The organism is Vibrio sp. Of14-4 (assembly GCF_022347625.1).
GTDB lineage: Bacteria > Pseudomonadota > Gammaproteobacteria > Enterobacterales > Vibrionaceae > Vibrio > Vibrio pristinus.
In genome coordinates, this window is sequence record NZ_JAKRGI010000001.1 from 89,035 (window position 1) to 109,209 (window position 20,175).

The window sequence follows — 20,175 nt, forward strand, 5'->3', positions numbered from 1 at the left end:
GAGGAGTGTAGACTGTTTACCATGTTTATGAATCAGTTCTACACTCGAAACATTTGGGGTTACAAACAGGTTAAGTCATCATTTCTCTTACTTAACTGCTTGGACTCCTTTAACCAATTTTCCTCTTTTATATATCGATAAGGAAAGGGGAGTACTTCAAGCTGATAATCCTGACTGTTTGAGATAACCTCGTCATTGGGCGTGATAACCACTACTTTTAAGTTGGGTTGACGTGCCAATATAGAAGCTTTTATTCCCAGCCCTTTCTCGATATGAAATTTTCCTGCAATATGAAGAACTTGTGCTTGTGGGTTTAATTGCAAATAGTCTGTAATGCTCTCTGCCATGGTTTCATCCCAAGTGATTTGCGCAGCGTAGTATCGCTCTGCTTTTTCACTCACACCATGGTGCATCGAAGCCATAAATTTATCTTTATACAGACTCGGCTGTGTATTGACATTAGTAGCGACTGTAGCGCGCTGCTCTGAGCTGAGCTTGTCTAGGTATGATATGCCTTGCTTGCCGATACAACGAACAATATTTTTCGGGGCATTAGCAGCAATAATATCGAGTTGCCGAGCTTTGGCGAGTTCAACTATCGGACGGTAATCACTTTCATAGTTGGGCCAAGCATTTGCTTCCTTAATTAGAGTCTGTTCGCCTATTTCGCCATTTAGGTATTGTTCAATGACAGGCTGAGAATCACGAGAGAACTGCTCCATGGATAAGGCAATTGTTCGTCCCTTAGCAGACAGAGTGTTGAGCAAATCGGTTTGAAAATGATGAATACCGCTATGCGAATGTAGCTCTCCCACCAGAATCACATCGGCTTCAAGGATATCTTGAGGAAGCTTGTGCAAAGAAATAGGGCTAGCACTGGGGGAGAAAAGTTGGTAGTCGTAGAAAGTCTCAGTTTGCTTTGGCGATGAAGTCGAGCAAGCCGTTAGACTCAAGGAGACCAAAGCTAAGATAATGAATTTATACATATGCTTTTCGAAAGAAGGTGATAATTACGGTTTATCTATACTACCAATAGCTATTAGTGTTTACGATAAATTCGGATAATAAAATCGGCCTCGCATTCAAATGACTCCTCAGACGCCAATGACTGGCGGAGTATTGAGTCAGCTTTCCATGCGAAGGGTGTCATTTGCAAAAGAGTATCTGCGTCGCCATTTTCTAGCGTCATAACATAATTTAATGCCACCTGCTGCTCTAGCTCAAAGCCATCGATCTCCTCGGGACTCTCATCATGCAGATTAACGGTTTCATACAGCTTTTCTCTCAGTTGGTATAAGTGTCGCGCACCAGGAGTTACGGTAACTACAATACCGCCAGAGCGAATAACACGCTCGAGTTCGCTGGGGCTACACGGTGCATAGATTCTGAGAACTGCATCAAGGCATTTGTCTTCAAAAGGTAGGCGTGCACTCGATGCCACGCTGAATTGGCAACTGGGATAACGTTTCGAAGCGTAACGAATAGCAATTTTCGAGATATCAAGGCCATAAGTAATGGCGCTCGGGTGTTGTTCCTGTAGCTGGCATGAGACTTCATTGGTGTAATAGCCCTCTCCACAACCTATATCGAGTAGCTTGTGCTGAGAGTTTTTTAAATACTGCGCGCAGATTTGCGCAACCTTACTCTGCATGGGCTGATAATAGCCTCTTTCTAAAAAATGACGACGTGCCTGTATCATCTCTTTGTTGTCGCCGGGATCTTTTGAGCGTTTATGTTGAACCGGCATTAGGTTGACGTAGCCTTCTTTGGCAATATCAAATGAGTGATTATTGGTACAACGATAAGAGCGTTCGGTAAGAGTCAGACTGTGTTCGCAAAGAGGGCAAGAATAAGACATAACAATTTCGCATTGGAGTAAGTGTGGTGGATTTTAACAGGAAGATAGGATTCAAACCATGGCAATGGTGTAGCCACATACATAGAGGTATGTGGCTTGAGATTAATTAATGGATATTTTTGTTGATAGTTGGTGGGTTTCTCCAGGCTGTAGCTCTTTACCTTGCTCTAGGCTTGATGCGTGAAGGCTCGACTCGATGCACATCATGGTAAGGTAACCATGGTCAGCCATGTCGTTTAAATCGGCTGAACCTTGTTGCCAAGGGTTCCAGAGTACAGCTGAATTATGGCCTTGGTTTTCAATAACTAATTCTCTGTTGTAACCCGCATCCTTGAGGCACATTTGTTGGTTGGGGTGAGTATATACCCTATCAATGGTATCGGTTAAGTGCAGTGGATCATGACCTGCACAGCGAGTTTGATTTTGTAAGTTATCCATATACTCTGAACCCGCTCCTGTGATTATGGTATCGTGAATATCGCTCACATTAAGGTAGCTATGAAGAGCCGCTGAAAACTTCCATGGCTTTACGTCGGTATTGGAGACACTCAAAGTAAGGCTTAGTTCTTCTCCAACTTCGATGATAAGTCGAGCCTCAAATTGAAATGGCCAGATCTCCAGACTTTTCTCTGAAGGACTCAAGCCAAGCTCGATAACTACTCCATGATCGTTTTCCCTATGCTGTAGTAGTGACCATTCGGTTGTTCGAGCAAAGCCATGAGAAGGGGAAGCAATTCGACCAAACCATGGCCAGCACACAGGAATACCCCCACGGAGTGCTGTTTTACCATCAAAAATTGCTCTTTCACTCATCCAGATGAGATCTTTTTGCCCCGTGGGTTTATACGAGACAAGATGTCCGCCATGCAGCGCGATACCGGCGGTCGCTTTGTCATGGATTACCCGGATGATTTTTACTTGGTCTACTTCAACGATAGTGATGTTGTTCGATAATACGGTTATAGGTGGAAGCGTGTTTAAATCCATGTCTAGGTTTCCTCAGCCAGAGCGGATGGTGAGTACATTATTGTTTTCTTTGTTATTTATGCATACTTTGCTTTAAATGCAAAAAAGGCGACTCAGTGGCCGCCTTTATCATAAAGCTATAAATTAATCGCGTTACTTAGAAATGTGTGCGATTAGGTCTAGAACTTTGTTTGAGTAACCAATTTCGTTGTCGTACCAAGATACAACTTTAACGAAATTATCAGTTAGAGCGATACCAGCTTTAGCATCGAATACTGAAGTTTGAACTTCGCCGATGAAGTCTTGAGAAACAACTTGGTCTTCAGTGTAACCTAGTACGCCTTTTAGCTCACCCTCTGAAGCTTCTTTCATTGCTGCACATACAGCTTCGTAAGATGCACCTTCTTTCAGGTTTACAGTTAGGTCAACTACAGAAACGTTAGCAGTTGGTACACGGAAAGCCATACCTGTTAGTTTGCCGTTTAGTTCTGGAAGAACAACGCCTACAGCTTTAGCAGCACCAGTTGAAGATGGGATGATGTTCTGAGAAGCACCACGACCGCCGCGCCAGTCTTTAGCAGAAGGACCATCTACCGTTTTTTGAGTTGCTGTAGTAGCGTGAACTGTAGTCATAAGACCAGATTCGATACCGAACTTGTCATTAAGAACTTTAGCGATAGGAGCTAGACAGTTAGTTGTGCAAGAAGCGTTAGAAACGATGTCTTGACCAGCGTAAGTGCTGTCGTTAACACCCATTACGAACATTGGAGTTGCATCTTTTGAAGGACCAGTTAGAACTACCTTTTTTGCACCAGCAGTAATGTGCTGACGTGCAGTTTCATCAGTTAGGAAGATACCAGTTGCTTCAGCGACAACGTCAACACCGATTTCGTCCCACTTAAGGTCAGTTGGGTTACGCTCAGCAGTAACACGTACCGTCTTACCGTTAACGATTAGGTTACCACCCTCAACTTCAACAGTACCGTTGAAACGGCCGTGAGTTGAATCGTACTTAAGCATGTACGCCATGTATTCTACATCGATTAGGTCGTTGATACCCACAACTTCGATGTCGTTGCGCTCTTGTGCTGCACGAAATACGAAACGACCGATACGGCCAAAACCGTTAATACCTACTTTGATAGTCATTATAGTTGCTCCACAACTTAATTTCTGATTAAAGATAACTGGTAGTAAAATTACAGAATCCAGTCAAAATCTGCAACAGATAATCGGACTTAACTTGTTTAAAGTCAAAAAAAAGCGTCGCTTTTTTTCATAACAAGTATTATTTGACTATCTTTTGAGCGGATTGTGGGTTTTTTTCTTAACCAGTTGACATAAGATAGCTTGGATGCGTTCATTGATGGTGAGTGTCTAACCATCCTTTCACGGATTTAAAGTATGTGCTACAAACACTCACTAGCGCAAGTTTTTACAACGATAAAGTCAACGAGTTGAATCCTTTTTCGAGGGAGAAATAAAATTGGAACAGGCAAAAGAAAAAATTAACAAACCTGATGAATACTGGCGTGACAAGTTATCTGATGAAGAGTATCGAGTATGTAGAATGCAAGGCACTGAAGCGCCGTTCTCCGGCAAGTTACTGCATAATAAAGACACCGGGGTATACCACTGTACCTGTTGCAACAGTGCTTTGTTTCAGTCTGATAATAAGTATGACTCAGGGTGCGGTTGGCCAAGTTTCGATGCGCCGATTAACGACCAAGCTATTCGCTATTTAGAAGATCTGACTCACGGAATGGTAAGGACAGAAATTCGTTGTGCAGTATGTGATAGCCACTTAGGGCATGTTTTCCCTGATGGGCCTGCTACTACGGGTGATCGATTTTGTGTGAACTCAGTGTCGTTAATTTTCAACAAATCACAACAAAGCGGTGAATAAATCACCGCTACTTGTTCGATTCTTTCAGTTGAACTTAGGCATCATACTGCGTTTGTATTTGCCGCTATCAAGCGCACTTTTGATATCATCTGCAATGTTATCAAGCTGCTCATATTTATCTTCACTAAACCCGTAGAGTAATTTCATTTCCTGTGTTGAGGCGATAACCGGGACTTCAAACGCACTGGCAACCATGGCCCAAACGTAAGCCTGCTCTTTTTGATTTATCTGGTAATTGATACTGGCAAGTGATTTGAAGATGTCCGTATTAAGGTTATCACCATCGCTCAGTTCAAGAGACTTGTTGAGCAGTTTGACGGTTTTCTCTAGGTCGCGACTGGTGTAGAAAGTTGCAAGGGCGTACTGCATTTCTGCTGTCTCTAAGGCAGGTTTTCCTTCAAGCTGTAAGAAGCTTCTACGTGCACTTTCATCGCCGGTCTGACTCCACAAGAAATACAGAGCATCTGGAGATGAGGATTTTCTAATTTCTTCCACAAGAGCCTCGAGGTCTTCACCTGCATTGACCAGAGCATTGAAACGCTTTCTTCGCAAATCTGCTTGATCTATGGTCTGAATCTGTGAAGCGAGCTCTATGCACTTTTTATATTCTGCGGTTAACGCATACTCTTTGATTAACATCACATCTGATGGATTTCGGAATGAGTCATATCTATGCCAGATCAGCTTAGTACGTGGCAGTTTGCACTGACCATCATTTTGATTCATTCTCTCGCAGCGAAGTTTTGGGTTGTCCTTACACAGCTGATCGGTATTTCTTCTATTTTCGAAACATCCAGTGACAGCAGCAGCTAGAACAACTATTACGAATAATTTTAATGGCTTCATATTTATAATTGCTTGTGATCCGTTACACTTATCTCAGCATGTAATCTTGATTCAGATCGCTTGCTGGTTATGTTTTTCTCATATTAGTTACAACTTAAGGATAGACCATGGACGCAGAGCAGTTAGTTAATGCGATTACACCTGAAGCATATGAGCGTCTTTTGTATGCTGTTGAAACAGGTAAATGGCCTGAGGGTACACCACTTTCTCAGCAGCAACGAGACTCATGTATGCAAGCTGTGATGTTATATCAGTCAAAGCACAATTCTGAAGCTCAGCATATGACAGTTGCCAAAGGTGGTGAGGTGAGTTTCAAATCAAAGTCTGAGCTAAAAAAACAGTTTGCTGATGATCAAGATGACATTTTGAGGGTTAACCCTAACCAAGCCTAGCATTCGCTCTGATGTGATAGAAGGCTCTTCGCCTTCTATCTGAGGAGATGTCTTGTTATTGATAATTAACCGCAGCACTTTTTGTATTTTTTACCGCTACCACAGGTACAAGGGTCATTTCGGCCTATTTTTCTATTCGCCGATTTATCTAATGAAGGGCTGTTCGGGAAAGTACCATCTATGTAATACCAGAGATCATTTTCTTTTATAAAGCGTGAACGCTCTTCAAGGCAGTGTTTGATGCCTTGCTCTTTAAAGTAGGCTTTAAAGGTAACGAACCCTTCTTGGGCATGTGCTCCATCTTCGACTTTGACGACGTCCAGTTCACACCATTCACTTTCCACCGATTGTTGAATCGCTTCTCTTTGCATGTGTGCTTCGCAACTCGGGTGATAGGTCGCAACAACATAATCGACCAAATGTTTCACATGAGCACTGTAGCGAGAACGCATCAGCTGTTCTGGCGTTTTGGCCTTCGCATGATCGTTATGAATAGGTTCACAGCAATTCGCATAGTCTTTATTTGCGCCGCAAGGACAAGTATCCATGTTAGCTCCAGTAGTGCCTTGTATTATCGAAATGAGGAAAACATAAGGACTTATGTCTAAGGTTTTTGATGAAATGGTCTTTGTTCAAGAGCATAGTCCTCTTTGCTAAAGACAAGCACCGAGCCTTGAGTGTACCAATCACCAAGTACGATTCGGGTTCTTTGGTTTTCTATGGTGCCGAATTTATGAATATTGGGTCTATGAGTATGCCCATGAATCATCAGCTCGACTTGGTACCTGTCCAGTACAGACTCGACTTCAGATTGGGTTACATCCATAATTTCTAATGGCTTGTGCTGCTTGTCTGAACGTATGTCTGTTTGTACTTTTTTGACAATCTTTGTTTTGATAAACATCGGAATACGATTGAATAGCCATTGTAGCCAAGGCTTATGCACTATATTGCGAAATTTGAGATACTGTATATCTTGGGTGCACAATGTATCTCCATGTAATATAACGGCTTTCGTACCATAGAGATCAATGACAGTCTCATCTCCCAGAAGTGAAACCCCGGTATCAGCCGCAAAGCGTTTACCGATAAGAAAATCTCGATTACCTTGGGTGAAATAGCAATCCACTCCAGCGGATGTAAGGCGTTTGAACTCTTCACGAATTTGATTGGCAAACTCTGAGCGGTCGTCATCACCTATCCAAAAATCAAACAAGTCACCTAAAACGTACAAAGCGTCGGCGTGAATGGCTTCCTCACGCATAAAGCGAACAAAACAATCGGTAATGTCAGGTAGAGATGGAGACAGGTGAAGATCAGAAATAAATAATGTGGTCATAGTTATTCGTTAACCAGAATAGGTACAGAGAGGGAGAGTCATACACTCTCCCTTATCGTGCTTACTCTTCGATAGTCGTGCCAGTGATTAGTACATCATCAAGCGGCACGTCTTGGTGCATACCATAAGAACCTGTGCTGACTTCTTTAATCTTGTTAACGATGTCCATACCTTCAGTCACTTCAGCAAAAACGCAGTAGCCCCAACCATCCATGCTTTCACTACGAAAATCTAAGAAGGTATTATTGCTTACATTGATGAAAAATTGAGAACTTGCTGAATGCGGCTCCATAGTACGAGCCATCGCTAGGGTGCCCACTTTATTGCTTAAGCCATTATTAGCTTCGTTTTTAATCGGAGCACGCGTTTCTTTTTCACGTAGGCCAGATTCCATGCCACCACCTTGGATCATGAAACCATCAATAACACGGTGAAAGAGTGTGTTGTCATAAAAACCATCACGGCAGTATTGCAAAAAGTTAGCACAGGTTTCGGGTGCTTTATCTTCGTTTAGTTCAACTTTAATGTCACCAAAATTAGTGTGAAGGGTGATCATGATGATGTCCTTAGTTTTCATTTTTGACTTAAAGTCTGAATTCTATATGAAGTTTCACTAATTTTGTATGTGAATAATGGAGGTATTAGAGGATTAGTGGCTTTAATCGTACTTTTTTCAACATTTGAGGGATGATCTCTAAGCATGCATATTGTTATACTGAGGTACTATTTCATATTCACAATAATTAGATAGAGATCATGCTAAAGATATACAACACACTCACGAGACAAAAAGAGGAATTTACACCAATTAATGCCAACAAAATTGGGATGTATGTCTGTGGGGTCACCATCTATGATCTCTGTCATATTGGTCACGGGCGAACTTTTGTCTCTTTTGACGTTGTGTCTCGCTACTTGCGTTTTCTTGGTTATGATCTGACGTTTGTCCGCAACATTACGGACATTGATGACAAGATCATTAAGCGCGCGAATGAAAATGGTGAAAGCTGCGAATCGTTGACCGAGCGCTTAATTGGCGAAATGCATGCCGACTTTGATGCGCTCAATATGAAACGCCCAGACGTTGAGCCGCGCGCAACAGAGTACATAGATGAAATTATTGAATTGGTTGAAAAGCTTATTCAGCGCGGGTTTGCTTATGTGGCTGACAACGGCGATGTTATGTTTGAAGTCGCGAAATTTGATGAGTACGGGAAGCTGTCAAAACAAGATTTAGACCAGCTACAAGCGGGTGCTAGGGTAGACGTAGAAACGGCTAAACGTAGTCCACTTGATTTTGTGGTTTGGAAAATGTCAAAGCCAGGTGAGCCAAGTTGGGAATCGCCTTGGGGCGCAGGTCGTCCAGGTTGGCATATTGAGTGTTCTGCCATGAACTCTTCTATTCTTGGTAATCACTTTGATATTCATGGTGGAGGCTCTGATCTCCAGTTCCCACATCACGAAAATGAGATTGCACAATCATGCTGTGCGCATGACACTCAATATGTTAACACTTGGATGCACAGTGGCATGGTGATGGTCGACAAAGAAAAGATGTCGAAATCACTTGGCAACTTCTTCACGATTCGTGATGTGCTGGGTCATTATGATGCAGAGACTGTGCGTTACTTTTTGATGTCAGGACACTATCGCAGTCAACTTAATTACAGTGAAGAAAACCTAAATCAAGCGAGAGCTTCTTTGGAACGTCTGTATACCTCTTTGCGTGGTTTGGACTTGACTGTGCCATCTGCTGGTGGTGAGGAATATGTTAAGCGTTACACTGACGCCATGAATGACGATTTCAATACGCCAGAAGCATACTCAGTATTGTTTGATATGGCACGTGATATCAACCGAATAAAAAATGACAATCTCGAGCAGGCGAGTGCCTTGGGTTCATTGATGCGAGAGCTTGCCGACATTATCGGTATCTTACATCAAGAGCCGGAAGCCTTTTTAAAAGGGCAAGCAGGTAATGATAGTGAAGCCGCTGAAATCGAGGCGCTTATTAAATTGCGTAATGATTCGCGAGCAGCAAAAGATTGGGCGAATGCCGATCTTGCTCGTGACAAGTTGACTGCTATGGGGATTGTGCTTGAAGATGGCGCCTCAGGCACGACTTGGCGTCGTAAATAGCGAATATTTTTTAGGGCTGTTGATTCAGCCCTTTTTCTTTCTATCCACAAGTTTAGGGTAATCAACCAGTGGCTCAGATGTATTTCTACTACTCGGCAATGAATGCGGGTAAATCCACCACACTTCTTCAATCATCATTTAACTACCAAGAGCGAGGGATGACCCCTCTTATATATACAGCGGCTTTGGATGACAGGTATGGGGTTGGTAAAGTGAGCTCTCGTATAGGCTTGCAGTCTGACGCGCAACTATTTCGAACTGATACGAATCTCTATCAAGAAATCGCGGCTCTGGATGAGGTTAAGAAGCGTCATTGTATCCTCGTTGATGAATGTCAGTTTTTATCAAAGCAGCAGGTTTACCAGCTAACGGAAGTGGTTGATAAGCTGAATATACCAGTGCTTTGTTATGGTTTGAGAACAGACTTTTTGGGAGAATTGTTTGAAGGCAGCAAGTACTTGTTGTCATGGGCTGATAAGTTGATTGAACTCAAAACTATTTGCCACTGTGGGCGTAAAGCTAATATGGTCATTCGAACTGATGAAAATGGCAATGCGATAGCACAGGGGGATCAGGTTGCTATCGGCGGCAATGATAGATATGTCTCGGTTTGCCGACAGCATTACAAAGAGGCGCTGGGCAAATAGCCTATAGTATCGAATACAACAAAAAACGGAGCACTAGGCTCCGTTTTTTGTTGTATTCGATAATCTGAGATTAACGAGCACGGAAGACGATACGGCCTTTTGATAGGTCGTAAGGAGTCATCTCAACAGTAACTTTATCACCAGTAAGGATACGGATGTAGTTTTTACGCATTTTACCGGAGATGTGAGCTGTAACTACGTGACCGTTTTCTAGCTCAACACGGAACATTGTGTTTGGAAGAGTATCAAGGACAGTGCCTTGCATCTCAATAACGTCTTCTTTAGCCATTTAATCCTCTTTTAGAAATGGATAATTTCCGCCAGCATTATGCCAACTAAAATGAAATCAATAAATTTGGGACGTATTCTACCCTTGCCAACGCTGATTTACTAGCCTTTGATTGCGTTGAAAACGGACTTTATAATTCATCGCGGGGCATTCGTCGATTTGATAGCCAAGATAGAGCCATTGTTTTCCCTGTTGTTGGCAGTCTTTTATTTGGAACAATACTGCTAGTGTTCCTAGGGATAATGGGTAGTGAGGGTCAAAAAAGGTGTAAAAAGCACTGATGGAATTGGACAAGATATCTGTTACGGCTACTGCAATTAACTTATCTTGATCATAGATATGTAAATATTGTGTATTCAGCCATTTACAGTGGGAAAAGTGAACAAATTCATTTTGTTTTGGTGGATACATGGTTCCACCTTTGTGACGCGCTTCAATATAGCTTGAATATAATTCGAACCAACCAGGTATCATTTCGTCTCTCAGTTCCCATGAAAGGTGCTTAGCTTTGTTAAGTAAGCGTTTTTGACTCTTTGAAAGCTCGATATCTGGTACAGATAATCTGATGGGTTGACACGCTTTGCACTGGTCACAATGTGGCTTGTAAATGGTATCGCCACTACGACGAAAACCATTGGCCAACAACACTTCATAACCCGAAGCCGTGTGCATGGTCGGATCGAGAGCGACGGCTACACGTTCTTGTTTATCGGCAAGATAGCTGCACTGATGACTATCGGTTAATCCTATACGAATTTGTTGCAGGTCAGAACTCATGGATTCTCCTCTGAAGACAACTTAATCCACTGCGGCTTATAACTGCTCGCAACAAGTTTTTCCTGTTTTAATGATAGCAGGCTTTGTATAAACTCTTCTCGCTCTAACTCCATTGCTCCAAGAGACTTGAGGTGTTTATTCATTACCTGACAATCGATCAGCTTTCCTCGCATCGCCGTAAAATGTTGACAGAAATACCAAAGCGCAATTTTTGAGGCGTTAGTTTTGAGGCTAAACATAGACTCTCCACAAAATACCTGCCCGATTGAAATACCGTATAATCCACCGATTATTTTGTTATTCTGCCATACCTCTACAGAATGGCAGTGTCCCATAGTCGCAAGCTTTTTATAGGCGATCTGCATGTCATTAGTCAGCCATGTTTCATCGGCAGAACGCGTCGAAGCACATTGCTCAATGACAGTTTCTGTTGCCATATTGATGCTGACTTGATATTCATGCTTTCTTTGAAATTTTTTAAGACTTTTAGAAGGTTTGAATGTCTTAGGATCAAAGACAGCTCGTGGCGATGGACTCCACCAAAGTATTGGGTCATCTTCGCTATACCATGGAAAAATGCCATGTTGGTAGGCCAGAAGTAAACGATCAGGTGTTAAGTCTCCTCCATAAGCGAGCAGTCCATTAGGATCATGGAGTGCTTCATGTGGGGAGGGGAACCATAGGTTATCACTATCGAGTTCAGTTAGATAAATGGCCATAATATAGGAGAATTATGATGAGAAAATGGCTTTTGATTTTATTCATTTTACCACTCTTTGCCAATGCAGCTTATGAGAGAAATAAGGCTAGACCTGTCAATGAGGTTGTATTTGGAAGTATAGACTCTGTGCGATATTTGACTCAGCAGGATGTCGTAAGAGCAGAATCGTCGGGTTGGGAGACTCTACTGGGCGCAGTTGTAGGAGGTGTTGTTGGTAACCAATTTGGTGGTGGAACAGGTAAGCAGGTGGCGACAGCAGTTGGAGCTGTTGCCGGTGCAGGAGTTGCACATAATATGGCAAACCAAGAATACAAAGTGGAATACAAGTTGGTTGAATTACTGATTAAAACAGACAAGGGTAAGCTTATTGATGTCATTCAAGATGTCGACAATAGCATGCTGTTTGAACGCGGTGACAAAGTACGCATACTGTATTTTGACAATGGAGTTAGGGTAGACAAAGAGTATTGATTTGCTTGCAGTTAACTCGTTAAACCCAAAAATATCGACACTAATTGTGACTTTGGTCTGGTTTTAGATGTCAATTTTGGTTACGCTGCCGTTACTAATAATTTTCAGTGCTTGCATAATCAAGGAATCTTAGAATTAAATGGAAAGCCTTACGTTACAACCCATCAGTAAAGTTCATGGCGAAGTGAACTTGCCAGGCTCTAAAAGTGTTTCAAATCGCGCACTACTGCTTGCTGCTTTAGCGCAAGGGACAACTCGTTTGACTAACCTTCTCGATAGCGATGATATTCGTCACATGTTGAACGCGCTGACTAAGCTCGGAGTGAATTACACGCTTTCGCAAGATAAGACAGTGTGCGAAGTTGAAGGTCGAGGCAAGCCATTCGACTCCAAAGACGTATTAGAGCTGTTTCTTGGTAATGCAGGGACGGCGATGCGTCCTCTTGCAGCGGCTCTTTGCTTGGGAACGGGCGACTATGTTTTAACAGGCGAGCCACGCATGAAAGAGAGACCTATAGGTCACTTAGTGCAAGCGCTTCGACAAGCTGGTGCAAAGGTAGAGTATTTAGAGAATGAGGATTATCCGCCGCTAAAGATTAAAGGGACAGGTCTAAACGGGGGCGTGATTGAAATCGATGGTTCGATATCAAGCCAATTTTTAACCGCATTTTTGATGTCTGCACCCATGGCAAAGGAAGATATTACCATTAGGATCATTGGTGACTTGGTTTCTATACCCTATATCGACATTACCTTACACATCATGTCACAGTTTGGTGTTCAGGTAGAAAATCATAATTATCAGGAATTTACCATTCGCCACGGGCAGTCTTATGTGTCTCCTGGTGAGTTTCTTGTCGAGGGTGATGCTTCGTCGGCTTCTTACTTTTTGGCTGCAGCAGCAATCAAAGGGGGGGAAATAAAAGTCACGGGTATTGGTCGCAACAGTATTCAAGGTGATATCCAGTTTGCCGATGCGCTAGAGAAGATGGGAGCTGATATTGAGTGGGGCGATGATTATGTCATCTCTCGAGTAGGCAAACTAAAAGCGATTGACATGGACTTTAACCACATTCCTGATGCTGCCATGACTATTGCAACGGCTGCTTTGTTTGCTGAAGGAACGACAGCAATTCGCAACGTCTATAACTGGCGAGTCAAAGAAACCGATCGTTTGGCAGCTATGGCGACAGAATTACGCAAAGTCGGAGCAGAAGTTGAAGAAGGCGAAGATTATATTGTGGTGACGCCTCCAAATCAGCTCCTCCATGCGAAGATCGATACTTATGACGATCACAGAATGGCAATGTGTTTTTCTCTTGTAGCACTTAGTGATACGCCTGTTACGATTAACGATCCGAAATGTACCTCAAAAACTTTTCCGGATTATTTTGACAAGCTTTCTTCACTCAGCGTTTAAAACACATCAGCCCCGAAGATTATTTGGGGCTGCATAATATTGCAGCTAATATGTTGTAAGAATCTAGCTTTGTCTCAATGTAAATTCATTAGATAAGTGAAGAGTAAGATATTTCAGTATATTGAAAGCTGATGGTGAGTTTGGTGTGGGTAAGCCATTTGTGTCGAGAAAACAGTGGCCCTTAAAAACGAGGACTCCATCTTTTTCCTCAACCTCATCTGCTCTCATGCCAGCAATGTAATCATCATGCTCTTGAATCAGATGATTGGCAATCAATAAAAGTTCGAATTTTGAAATGACTTTTCTCTGGTTCATCTATTATTACTCATGCTCTATTGCTATGTGTAGATAGAGAAGAGTGTAAATGAAGTTGCATTTTTAGCCTTTGAGGTAGATCAACCAAGGCAACTAATGCAATGGCTCTTATTTTGTGAGCGGCGGCAAAATTTTCTCGCTTGTATTAGCAGAAGTATCCAAGCCGCGGCTAGTATGTGGGGCCTTTTGAAGAGGTGAGTTGTAATTCGATGAATTGTCGACCACTTAGTCGTGGATTTCAAAAAAGATATTGATCTTCTGGATTTCTCACTCGATAGTAAAAAAGAATTAACATTTTAAGTATGCCGTGCGTTATGAGGCCGGGTCATATAAAGGACACTTGAGTCAATATGGGTAAGTCACTCGTTATTGTGGAGTCGCCAGCTAAGGCTAAAACCATCAATAAGTATTTAGGTAAGGACTTTATTGTAAAGTCCAGCGTGGGTCATGTGCGAGACCTACCTACGGCTGGTCAAAGTACTGGTCAAAAAGCAGCGGCAATCTCTACCAAAGGTTTGAGTGCGGAAGAAAAAGCTCGAATCAAGAAAGAAAAAGATCGTAAGGCGCTGATTAAGAAAATGGGTATCGACCCGTTTAACGGCTGGGAGCCTAACTATCAGATCTTACCGGGTAAAGAGAAAGTTGTTGCTGAGTTACAAAAATTAGCGAAGGATGCTGACAGTGTTTATCTCGCAACCGATTTGGACCGTGAGGGAGAGGCTATCGCTTGGCACCTTCGCGAGATCATCGGTGGCGATGAAGAGCGATACAAACGAGTAGTCTTTAACGAAATCACCAAAAACGCGATTCAGCAGGCTTTTGAAACACCTGGTGAACTGAATATGGATGGCGTGAATGCTCAACAAGCTCGACGCTTCATGGACCGTGTTGTTGGTTTTATGGTCTCGCCGCTACTTTGGAAAAAAGTGGCACGTGGCTTGTCTGCTGGGCGAGTACAATCCGTTGCTGTTAAGCTGCTTGTTGAACGAGAAAGAGAAATTAATGCTTTTATCCCAGAGGAATTCTGGGATATCCACGCAGATACTAAAACGGCAGATAAATCAGATTTTCGTCTTCAAGTAGCGCAAAAAGGCGGTGTAGCCTTTAAGCCAGAAAATGAGGCGCAAGCTCAGTCAGCTATATCAGTATTGGAAAATGCAGCTTATGAGGTTTGTAAGCGAGAGGACAGACCAACATCGAGCAAGCCTTCTGCTCCTTTCATCACATCGACCATGCAACAAGCTGCGAGTACACGTCTTGGCTATGGTGTGAAAAAAACCATGATGCTGGCCCAGCGCCTGTATGAAGCTGGTTATATTACTTATATGCGAACTGACTCGACAAATTTAAGCTCTGAGGCAGTCGAAGCTGCGCGCCAGTTTATTACAGATGAGTTTGGTGAACCATACTTGCCTGTCAAGCCAAATGTTTACGGAAGTAAGCAGGGAGCTCAGGAAGCGCATGAGGCAATACGTCCTTCAGATGTGTCAGTTAAGGCCGATGATCTGTCTGGTATGGAGGCTGATGCACACAAGCTTTACTCTTTAATATGGAATCAGTTTGTCGCTTGTCAAATGACACCAGCGAAATATGACTCTACGACAGTAAGTGTTAAAGCAGCCGAATATACTCTAAAGGCAAAAGGCCGAATTCTAAAGTTTGATGGATGGACTCGTGTTCAACGTCCGCTTGGAAAAAATGAAGACCAAATTCTTCCACCAGTACAAGTTGGTGATAAAATTGACTTGGTTCGCTTAGATCCCAAGCAACATTTTACCAAGCCACCTGCAAGGTTTACCGAAGCCGCTTTAGTTAAAGAGCTTGAGAAGCGAGGAATAGGTAGGCCATCAACATACGCATCCATCATTTCTACCATTCAGGACCGTGGCTATGTGAAAGTAGATCAGCGTAGATTTTATGCTGAAAAAATGGGTGAGATTGTTACCGATCGTTTAGATGATAGCTTCCATGAGTTGATGAACTACGAGTTTACCTCTCGTATGGAAGAAAAGCTTGACCAAATCGCTGATGGAGAGGCTAATTGGAAGAAAGTGCTAGATAACTTTTTCGGTGACTTTTCGGGGGAGTTGGAAAAAGCAGAGCTGGATGAACAAGATGGCGGTATGAGACCGAACCATATTGTTTACACCGATATCGAGTGTCCAACATGTTCGCGAGAAATGGGCATTCGCACCGCTTCTACAGGTGTATTCTTAGGCTGTTCAGGCTATGCATTACCACCTAAAGAACGCTGTAAAACCACAATAAACCTAGGTGATGAAGAAGGCATAATCAACGTACTTGAAGAAGACGTTGAGACAGCTGCGCTGCGTGCTAAAAAACGCTGTCCTATCTGTGAAACAGCGATGGATGCTTACTTAATCGACGACAAGCGTAAGCTGCATGTTTGTGGTAATAACCCTAATTGTGAAGGTTATGTCGTAGAACATGGTGAGTTTACGGTAAAAGGTTACGATGGGCCTGTAGTTGACTGCGATAAGTGTGGTAGCGATATGGTGCTGAAAAACGGGCGTTTTGGTAAGTACATGGATTGCACAAGTGAGTCATGTAAAAACACTCGTAAGATCCTTAAAAATGGTGAGGTAGCACCACCGAAAGAAGATCCAGTTCATTTTCCAGAGCTTCCATGTGAAAACTCAGATGCTTACTTTGTTCTAAGAGATGGTGCATCAGGGCTGTTTCTTGCTGCGAGTACTTTCCCTAAATCTCGTGAAACTCGCGCTCCACTAGTGGAGGAGTTGGTTAGGTTTAAAGATCGTATCTCTCCTAAGTTTCACTACTTAACTACTGCTCCAGAGAAGGATCCTGACGGGCGTTCTATGGTAGTTCGGTTCAGCCGTAAATCGAAGGAGAATTACGTACGGTCAGAGGTAGACGGTAAACCATCCGGATACACGGCTTTGTTCGTCGACGGTAAGTGGGAAATCACAGATAAGCGTAAAAAGTCAGCGAAGTAACGCTAAACAAAATTCACACGCGAAAGCAGCCACATTATGTGGCTGCTTTTTTATTGTTACAAAGTGAGCATCTAAGACTTTAAGGCTAGAGGTTGATCATACTCTGCGCGCCAATGCTCGGAGTATGACATGTTTTGAATTGTAAATTTATGGAAATGGGGTAAGTTATAGTAAACCAAGTGCATACTTCGTGACGCTTGAACATGATGTAATCGACATATATGGGCATAGGTGCTGACTTATTTCGTATGTTTGTGCGGTGACAAGTTTGTCAATTGAAAGATAGCGATAAACTTTGGAATGGGTACTTGTCCAAAGTATACGAGCATGGAGAGTATAGAATGGCTGGTGTGTTAGGAATGATCCTCGCAGGTGGAGAAGGCTCCCGTCTTCGCCCATTGACTGAACCTCGTAGCAAGCCCGCAGTACCATTTGGTGGAAGCTACCGCCTTATTGATTTTGCCCTGAATAATTTTGTTAATGCGGATTTAATGCGTATTTATGTATTAACGCAGTTCAAATCTCAATCGCTGTTTCATCATCTAAAAAAAGGTTGGAATATTAGTGGTATAACCGATCGATTTATTGATCCTATTCCTGCTCAAATGAGAACAGGGAAACGCTGGTATGAAGGAACTGCGGATGCAATATACCAAAACTTACGCTTTATGGAGTTAGCAGAACCTGAGCAAGTGTGTATTTTTGGTTCTGATCACATCTATAAAATGGATATTAAACAGGTTCTCGATTTTCATAAACAAAAACACGCTTCACTGACAGTCTCCGCACTTCGTGTCCCACTCTCTGAAGCTTCAAGCTTCGGGGTGATTGAAATAGACGAAGACAATCGGATGATTGGTTTCGAAGAAAAGCCCACTTATCCTAAGTCTATACCTGGCGACCCAGAGCATGCGCTGGTTTCAATGGGTAACTATATATTTGAAGCTCAGCCTCTGTTCGCTGAGTTGATAGAAGATGCTGATAACCCAAACTCTTCTCATGATTTTGGCAAGGATATTATTCCTAAAATGTTCCCTCGTGGAGATGTTTTTGTCTATGACTTTAGCCAGAATCGAATTCCTGGCGAGAAAGAAGCGGTTTATTGGCGAGATGTTGGGACGATTGATTCCTACTGGCAGGCTCATATGGATCTGCTGAAGAAAGATGCACCTTTTTCTCTCTATAACCGCAGTTGGCCACTGCATACTTTTTATCCCGCTTTACCACCTGCTACTTTCAGTGACTCTGACAATAGGCGAGTGCAAATCATCGATAGTTTAGTGTGCAACGGAAGCTATGTAAGGTGCTCACGGATAGAGAAATCTGTATTAGGGTTTCGGAGTAATATAGCTTCTGCTTGTGATATTAGCGAAAGTATTTTGATGGGTGATGTTAAGGTCGGTGAAGGCTGTGTGCTTCGCCGTGTCATCATAGATAAAAATGTGGATATTGCTCCTGATACCCGAATAGGTGTAGACCAAGAACAAGACAAGAAACGATTTCATGTCTCCGACGATGGTATTGTTGTTATCCCGAAAGGAGCGCGAGTTGGGTACTAAGAATTTATCGATTCTGTATGTTGCATCAGAAGTAGAAGGTTTAATCAAAAGTGGTGGTTTAGCGGATGTGGCAAAGGCTTTACCTGAGGCTCTAGTCGCTCTAGATCTGGACGTTCGAATTACTTTACCAGCCTACCAGCAAATATCTCAGCTTGACCAAGCACAAGTCATATTAGACTCTCAACTCGAGCATTGGCCACGCACTGAATACAGGGTTTTGAAATTAAATGTATCAAACCTAGATGTCTATGCTATTGATTGCCCGAAGTATTTTAATCGTCCCGAAATGTATGCGGTAAGCAATCAAGCATACAGTGATAATGGCGAGCGTTTTGCATTTTTTAGTGCAGCTTGCCTTGATATGTTACCTAAGCTGGGCTTTCGGCCAGATATCGTTCATGCCAATGACTGGCACACGGGTTTTGTACCCTACCTTCTAAAATACCGTTATAGGGAAACTAGGTTTTACTCTGAGATGAAGAGTGTCATCACGGTACACAACGCTGTATTTAAGGGTGTTTTTAGTTATGACGATCTTCTTTGCTTACCGGAGATGCAGACAAGGTATGCTCCTGATGCGGCGGTGAGTTCGACCCATGTCACAATGCTCAAGGCTGGGGTCATGACAGCTGACAAAATCACTGCAGTGAGCCCAACTTATGCAGAAGAGCTTAAGACTGAACTGGGTAGTCATGGAATGTCGAAGGAATTTAAATCGCGTGAGGAGGATTTAGTCGGCATTTTAAATGGTTGTGATTACTCTGTTTGGAGCCCCGTCACGGATCCTTACTTACCGGTCAGCTATCAAGCTAATCATGAGAGTATGACGAAAGGCAAACAAGCATGTAAACGTGCTTTACAAACCAAATTGGGCTTAGAGTGTACAGATATTGCAGTGTACGGAATGGTTTGCCGTTTAACCAACCAGAAGGGTATTCAGTATTTATTACCCATACTCGAGCGGTTCCTAAAGTATAAAGTACAGTTTGTTGTGGTTGGCACTGGTGATCCAGAATTAGCGCGTAAGCTTATTGAGATTGAAATCAAGCATAGTGATCGATTTAAGTTCGTCGAGGCTTATAGCGAGGAACTTGCACACCTTATAGAAGCTGGCTCGGATGTATTTGTGATGCCATCAGAGTTTGAGCCTTGTGGATTAAATCAAATTTATAGCATGTCGTATGGTACTTTGCCTATTGTTCGAGGAGTAGGTGGGCTTAAAGATACAGTTCTTGATTATGCGTCAGATCCTAAGATTGCAACTGGTTTTATTTTTCATCAGCCTACATCGCGTGACTTGTTGCTAACACTGCAAGAATCCCTATTGCTCTATGAGCAGCAGCGTGACGAATTTAGCCGTGTTCAGCTTAATGCAATGAAGCAAAATTTCAGCTGGAGTATTGCCGCTGATCATTATTTGAGCTTATATAAAAGTATAGTGTATGAGTCGTGTGGCTTAGCCATGTGCACAGCCTGATATCTGACACATTAATTGATTTTTTAGGAGTTATGGATGGTTTTATTTGTGATATATTGCACGGAATTGAATTTA

21 protein-coding genes are annotated in these 20,175 nt (G+C 42.6%); 9 read left to right on the top strand and 12 right to left on the bottom strand.

Going from position 1 to position 20,175, the window contains the following annotated elements; all coding sequences use genetic code 11:
• Positions 1 to 59 precede the first annotated feature (59 nt).
• The 4 genes from MHN79_RS00385 to gap all read right to left on the bottom strand — a co-directional run bounded on the left by MHN79_RS00385 (position 60) and on the right by gap (position 3,973).
• Positions 60 to 986, bottom strand: coding sequence for a ChaN family lipoprotein (locus MHN79_RS00385; protein ID WP_239171214.1), 927 nt, complete (start codon positions 984 to 986; stop codon positions 60 to 62).
• Positions 987 to 1,039: 53 nt separating this feature from the next.
• Complete coding sequence (rlmA, locus tag MHN79_RS00390) at positions 1,040 to 1,858, bottom strand: 23S rRNA (guanine(745)-N(1))-methyltransferase (protein WP_239171215.1); 819 nt, start codon at positions 1,856 to 1,858, stop codon at positions 1,040 to 1,042.
• Positions 1,859 to 1,960: 102 nt separating this feature from the next.
• Positions 1,961 to 2,845 (bottom strand): D-hexose-6-phosphate mutarotase, encoded by an 885-nt coding sequence (locus MHN79_RS00395; protein ID WP_239171216.1) that lies wholly within the window; start codon positions 2,843 to 2,845, stop codon positions 1,961 to 1,963.
• A 132-nt stretch (positions 2,846 to 2,977) separates the two neighbouring features.
• Complete coding sequence (gap, locus tag MHN79_RS00400; protein WP_239171217.1) at positions 2,978 to 3,973, bottom strand: type I glyceraldehyde-3-phosphate dehydrogenase; 996 nt, start codon at positions 3,971 to 3,973, stop codon at positions 2,978 to 2,980.
• Between the two features lie 337 nt (positions 3,974 to 4,310).
• Here gap and msrB point away from each other — a divergent pair, with 337 nt between their 5' ends.
• Positions 4,311 to 4,730 (top strand): peptide-methionine (R)-S-oxide reductase MsrB, encoded by a 420-nt coding sequence (gene msrB / locus MHN79_RS00405; protein ID WP_239171218.1) that lies wholly within the window; start codon positions 4,311 to 4,313, stop codon positions 4,728 to 4,730.
• Between the two features lie 24 nt (positions 4,731 to 4,754).
• On the opposite strand, the gene MHN79_RS00410 is transcribed toward msrB, so the two are convergent.
• On the bottom strand, positions 4,755 to 5,576 hold the full coding sequence (locus MHN79_RS00410; RefSeq protein WP_239171219.1) for a DUF2989 domain-containing protein: 822 nt from the start codon (positions 5,574 to 5,576) through the stop codon (positions 4,755 to 4,757).
• A 107-nt stretch (positions 5,577 to 5,683) separates the two neighbouring features.
• On the opposite strand from MHN79_RS00410, the gene MHN79_RS00415 reads away from it, so the two are divergent.
• On the top strand, positions 5,684 to 5,968 hold the full coding sequence (locus MHN79_RS00415) for a DUF1315 family protein (RefSeq protein ID WP_114787109.1): 285 nt from the start codon (positions 5,684 to 5,686) through the stop codon (positions 5,966 to 5,968).
• Between the two features lie 65 nt (positions 5,969 to 6,033).
• On the opposite strand, the gene MHN79_RS00420 is transcribed toward MHN79_RS00415, so the two are convergent.
• From MHN79_RS00420 to MHN79_RS00430, 3 genes are all read right to left on the bottom strand, one after another.
• The gene (locus MHN79_RS00420; protein WP_160926639.1) at positions 6,034 to 6,516 is read right to left on the bottom strand and encodes a YchJ family protein; all 483 of its coding nucleotides are present in this window, start codon (positions 6,514 to 6,516) and stop codon (positions 6,034 to 6,036) included.
• A 56-nt stretch (positions 6,517 to 6,572) separates the two neighbouring features.
• Complete coding sequence (lpxH, locus tag MHN79_RS00425; RefSeq protein WP_239171220.1) at positions 6,573 to 7,307, bottom strand: UDP-2,3-diacylglucosamine diphosphatase; 735 nt, start codon at positions 7,305 to 7,307, stop codon at positions 6,573 to 6,575.
• Positions 7,308 to 7,368: 61 nt separating this feature from the next.
• A complete protein-coding gene (locus MHN79_RS00430) occupies positions 7,369 to 7,863 on the bottom strand; it encodes a peptidylprolyl isomerase (RefSeq protein ID WP_114787112.1) in 495 nt (164 codons plus the stop codon).
• 200 nt (positions 7,864 to 8,063) lie between these two features.
• Here MHN79_RS00430 and cysS point away from each other — a divergent pair, with 200 nt between their 5' ends.
• Both cysS and MHN79_RS00440 read left to right on the top strand, forming a co-directional pair.
• Positions 8,064 to 9,446: a cysteine--tRNA ligase gene (cysS, locus tag MHN79_RS00435; RefSeq protein ID WP_239171221.1), complete on the top strand. Its 1,383-nt coding sequence runs from the start codon at positions 8,064 to 8,066 to the stop codon at positions 9,444 to 9,446.
• A 68-nt stretch (positions 9,447 to 9,514) separates the two neighbouring features.
• Complete coding sequence (locus MHN79_RS00440) at positions 9,515 to 10,093, top strand: thymidine kinase (RefSeq protein WP_152430066.1); 579 nt, start codon at positions 9,515 to 9,517, stop codon at positions 10,091 to 10,093.
• A gap of 70 nt (positions 10,094 to 10,163) precedes the next feature.
• Here the strand turns inward: MHN79_RS00440 and infA are convergent, their stop codons facing one another.
• From infA to aat, 3 genes are all read right to left on the bottom strand, one after another.
• Positions 10,164 to 10,382, bottom strand: coding sequence for a translation initiation factor IF-1 (gene infA / locus MHN79_RS00445; protein ID WP_001040192.1), 219 nt, complete (start codon positions 10,380 to 10,382; stop codon positions 10,164 to 10,166).
• A gap of 78 nt (positions 10,383 to 10,460) precedes the next feature.
• Positions 10,461 to 11,159 carry an arginyltransferase gene (locus MHN79_RS00450; RefSeq protein ID WP_239171222.1) on the bottom strand — a complete coding sequence of 233 codons (699 nt, stop codon included), beginning with the start codon at positions 11,157 to 11,159 and terminating at the stop codon, positions 10,461 to 10,463.
• Positions 11,156 to 11,878, bottom strand: a complete 723-nt coding sequence (gene aat, locus MHN79_RS00455; RefSeq protein ID WP_239171223.1) for a leucyl/phenylalanyl-tRNA--protein transferase — start codon at positions 11,876 to 11,878, stop codon at positions 11,156 to 11,158. Before aat ends, MHN79_RS00450 begins: the two co-directional genes overlap by 4 nt.
• Before the next feature lie 17 nt (positions 11,879 to 11,895).
• On the opposite strand from aat, the gene MHN79_RS00460 reads away from it, so the two are divergent.
• Positions 11,896 to 12,351 (top strand): glycine zipper 2TM domain-containing protein, encoded by a 456-nt coding sequence (locus MHN79_RS00460; RefSeq protein ID WP_239171503.1) that lies wholly within the window; start codon positions 11,896 to 11,898, stop codon positions 12,349 to 12,351.
• Between the two features lie 139 nt (positions 12,352 to 12,490).
• Positions 12,491 to 13,771, top strand: coding sequence for a 3-phosphoshikimate 1-carboxyvinyltransferase (gene aroA / locus MHN79_RS00465; protein WP_239171224.1), 1,281 nt, complete (start codon positions 12,491 to 12,493; stop codon positions 13,769 to 13,771).
• Between the two features lie 63 nt (positions 13,772 to 13,834).
• On the opposite strand, the gene MHN79_RS00470 is transcribed toward aroA, so the two are convergent.
• Positions 13,835 to 14,086 (bottom strand): DUF2498 family protein, encoded by a 252-nt coding sequence (locus MHN79_RS00470; protein ID WP_152430070.1) that lies wholly within the window; start codon positions 14,084 to 14,086, stop codon positions 13,835 to 13,837.
• 350 nt (positions 14,087 to 14,436) lie between these two features.
• On the opposite strand from MHN79_RS00470, the gene topA reads away from it, so the two are divergent.
• The 3 genes from topA to glgA all read left to right on the top strand — a co-directional run bounded on the left by topA (position 14,437) and on the right by glgA (position 20,100).
• Positions 14,437 to 17,064 (top strand): type I DNA topoisomerase, encoded by a 2,628-nt coding sequence (gene topA / locus MHN79_RS00475; protein WP_239171225.1) that lies wholly within the window; start codon positions 14,437 to 14,439, stop codon positions 17,062 to 17,064.
• A 341-nt stretch (positions 17,065 to 17,405) separates the two neighbouring features.
• Entirely contained in the window at positions 17,406 to 18,623 is a 1,218-nt protein-coding gene (glgC, locus tag MHN79_RS00480; RefSeq protein ID WP_239171226.1) for a glucose-1-phosphate adenylyltransferase, read from the top strand.
• On the top strand, positions 18,613 to 20,100 hold the full coding sequence (gene glgA / locus MHN79_RS00485) for a glycogen synthase GlgA (protein ID WP_239171227.1): 1,488 nt from the start codon (positions 18,613 to 18,615) through the stop codon (positions 20,098 to 20,100). Before glgC ends, glgA begins: the two co-directional genes overlap by 11 nt.
• Positions 20,101 to 20,175: the final 75 nt, after the last annotated feature.

Coding starts and splice junctions, on each gene's coding strand:
- infA (WP_001040192.1), bottom strand. CDS start 10,382: ATGGCTAAAGAAGACGTTATTGAGATGCAAGGCACTGTCCTTGATACT.
- MHN79_RS00430 (WP_114787112.1), bottom strand. CDS start 7,863: ATGATCACCCTTCACACTAATTTTGGTGACATTAAAGTTGAACTAAAC.
- MHN79_RS00450 (WP_239171222.1), bottom strand. CDS start 11,159: ATGAGTTCTGACCTGCAACAAATTCGTATAGGATTAACCGATAGTCAT.
- MHN79_RS00460 (WP_239171503.1), top strand. CDS start 11,896: ATGAGAAAATGGCTTTTGATTTTATTCATTTTACCACTCTTTGCCAAT.
- aroA (WP_239171224.1), top strand. CDS start 12,491: ATGGAAAGCCTTACGTTACAACCCATCAGTAAAGTTCATGGCGAAGTG.
- MHN79_RS00395 (WP_239171216.1), bottom strand. CDS start 2,845: ATGGATTTAAACACGCTTCCACCTATAACCGTATTATCGAACAACATC.
- rlmA (WP_239171215.1), bottom strand. CDS start 1,858: ATGTCTTATTCTTGCCCTCTTTGCGAACACAGTCTGACTCTTACCGAA.
- gap (WP_239171217.1), bottom strand. CDS start 3,973: ATGACTATCAAAGTAGGTATTAACGGTTTTGGCCGTATCGGTCGTTTC.
- cysS (WP_239171221.1), top strand. CDS start 8,064: ATGCTAAAGATATACAACACACTCACGAGACAAAAAGAGGAATTTACA.
- MHN79_RS00415 (WP_114787109.1), top strand. CDS start 5,684: ATGGACGCAGAGCAGTTAGTTAATGCGATTACACCTGAAGCATATGAG.
- MHN79_RS00470 (WP_152430070.1), bottom strand. CDS start 14,086: ATGAACCAGAGAAAAGTCATTTCAAAATTCGAACTTTTATTGATTGCC.
- MHN79_RS00410 (WP_239171219.1), bottom strand. CDS start 5,576: ATGAAGCCATTAAAATTATTCGTAATAGTTGTTCTAGCTGCTGCTGTC.
- MHN79_RS00385 (WP_239171214.1), bottom strand. CDS start 986: ATGTATAAATTCATTATCTTAGCTTTGGTCTCCTTGAGTCTAACGGCT.
- lpxH (WP_239171220.1), bottom strand. CDS start 7,307: ATGACCACATTATTTATTTCTGATCTTCACCTGTCTCCATCTCTACCT.
- glgC (WP_239171226.1), top strand. CDS start 17,406: ATGGCTGGTGTGTTAGGAATGATCCTCGCAGGTGGAGAAGGCTCCCGT.
- MHN79_RS00420 (WP_160926639.1), bottom strand. CDS start 6,516: ATGGATACTTGTCCTTGCGGCGCAAATAAAGACTATGCGAATTGCTGT.
- aat (WP_239171223.1), bottom strand. CDS start 11,878: ATGGCCATTTATCTAACTGAACTCGATAGTGATAACCTATGGTTCCCC.
- topA (WP_239171225.1), top strand. CDS start 14,437: ATGGGTAAGTCACTCGTTATTGTGGAGTCGCCAGCTAAGGCTAAAACC.